The sequence below is a fragment of the Candidatus Erwinia dacicola genome (genome assembly GCF_001756855.1).
GTDB lineage: Bacteria > Pseudomonadota > Gammaproteobacteria > Enterobacterales > Enterobacteriaceae > Erwinia > Erwinia dacicola.
Genome location: NZ_MAYS01000189.1, coordinates 1 through 2,017, shown reverse-complemented (window position 1 = coordinate 2,017; position 2,017 = coordinate 1). Strand labels below are relative to the sequence as shown.

Here is a 2,017-nt window from a genome sequence, read left to right as displayed (position 1 = left end):
CGACGGGGAAACTGCTGGGATAACGCCCCTATGGAGCGGTTCTTCCGGAGCCTGAAGACCGAATGGGTGCCGACGAAGGGCTATAACAGCTTCAGCGAAGCCCAGGGCGCGATAATCCGCTATATAACGGGATATTACAGCGCTATCAGGCCCCACTGGTATAACGGCAGTCTGACGCCCAACGAATCTGAGCGGCTGTACTACTTACAGTCTAATGCTGTGGCCAGTATTAGTTGACCACTAGTCTTTAAAAGATAAGACTTTTCAATAACACGAAAGGCTAACTCATCAATAACTTTGCAACAGTGCCGGGCGCTATCTGACTATCAGAAGAAATTGATTGCAGGGTTTAATAAATGAAATTGCCTTTGCAGAAATTGTCCCAAATTTTGGATGCTAGACCGGAGCTACCTTCTCAATTTGTTACCCGAGAGGGTGTAAAAGTTGAGATTACTGGTGATAGATGGGTATTGCCCCTTCTATAATCGGCATAGCCGGCTTGATTTTTCTCGAGTTGAAAACGACACGCTTAAAAATTCGATTAAGCGCTGTATTATTGATCAGGCATCAAGGGTGTCTGCACATGCTGGATGTCAGTACTGGAGTGATTTATCCGCTGCTATAGTCTCTCGTCAAAGAAAGCATTCTTTGTTACTTGGTATTTCCGCTGTTGAATTTAAGGGGAGCCTGATTGCTTTAATGGAAGAGGCAATCAACCAAGCGCGAAATAAGCACAGGCTGTGGGCGTTGTACCGGCCAATACAGTGGTATATCTGGTGCGCTGAAAACTATTCGAAGCTCGGGTTTTCGGTAGTCTATGCACAAGAACTCGAATCTTTAGAAATTCCAGGTAACCCTAAGGGTGAGGCTGTTCGCCAGGAAGATCCAGAGTGTGGCCCGCTAAATAGGACGCTGGAGCTTTAGCCCATAATCAATGCGCTAAAGCAGGATCAAAGCAAAGCCTACGAGCATTTGCAGCAAAAAGCAGCTGTCGCCCTTTCTATAGCTTTTGGCCGAAACTCAGCGAATTTAATATTTTTAAAAGAAACTGATCTTGTTAACCTGACACCGAGTTCGTCGTCGCCGTGTTATGTCTTGAAAATGCCTAGAATAAAGAAAAGACAGTTAGCACCGAGAGATGACATGGTCGATGAGTATTTGGAGCCTGAGATCGCTGAACACGTTTTGGCGCTTATAGATGCCTCCAAACATAAGAAACTTCTTCTAGATGTTGATGGAAAAGTTGTAGATGTTCCGAGACCTTTATTTATTAACCAAAAAGAGAATATCTACGCGATTGATTCAAAACGTTGGGACGAAGCTTTTAACATGTTATCCGCTGGGATAGCGAAACTTGTTAAAGGTTTTATAAAGCGCCACAACATTATCTCTCCGCTCACTGGCGAATTATTGCATGTCACGCCAAGGCGGCTGCGCTATACCTTGGCAACTGGTTTAGCTGCTGAGAGAATCAGTAAGCGTGAGCTGGCAAGAATACTGGATCATACAGATACCCAGCACGTGAATGTCTATTTTGAGATGGCCGGCAGAATAGTTGAGCACCTAGACAAAGCCGCTGCGAAAGGCTTTTCGAAGTACCTCAATTTTTTCAGAAGCAGGCTAATAGATAGTGATGAAGATGCTGTCAATGGTGAGCGAGATGACAAACATCTAACGTTTGTAGATGAGCAAAACCCTGCCGATCAAGCTGATAGTGGTGTGTGTGTGTAGTGGGTAGAGTCTTAGGACGTGGTGTAAATTTGGAAGGATGGTGAGAGCCATCGGCTTATCCGGTAAGGTAATGGTTAATTAGACAATTATCTCAGAAGGAGTCAACCGATGGCCGACAACAGCATGACATTCAGCAACACCCTGATGCAACTCGGCGGCGAGGACTTTCTGCGTGAACTCACCGAATTTATGCTCAACCGCATCATGGAGGCCGATGTCACTCAGCGCATCAACACAGAGCCTCATGAGCGCAGTGATGAGCGGGAGACCTACCGTTACGGCTACC

4 protein-coding genes are annotated in these 2,017 nt (G+C 45.8%); all 4 read left to right on the top strand.

Features of this window, described 5'->3' with window-relative positions; genetic code table 11:
- Positions 1–237 (top strand): integrase core domain-containing protein (locus tag BBW68_RS05910; protein ID WP_148127563.1); only part of this gene is annotated, 237 nt, incomplete at its 5' end.
- Between the two features lie 207 nt (positions 238–444).
- On the top strand, positions 445–924 hold the full coding sequence (locus BBW68_RS19600; RefSeq protein WP_245675213.1) for a hypothetical protein: 480 nt from the start codon (positions 445–447) through the stop codon (positions 922–924).
- A 48-nt stretch (positions 925–972) separates the two neighbouring features.
- On the top strand, positions 973–1,731 hold the full coding sequence (locus BBW68_RS19595) for a site-specific integrase (protein WP_245675212.1): 759 nt from the start codon (positions 973–975) through the stop codon (positions 1,729–1,731).
- A gap of 108 nt (positions 1,732–1,839) precedes the next feature.
- A partial coding sequence (locus BBW68_RS17685; protein WP_186821287.1) for a transposase occupies positions 1,840–2,017 on the top strand: 178 nt, incomplete at its 3' end.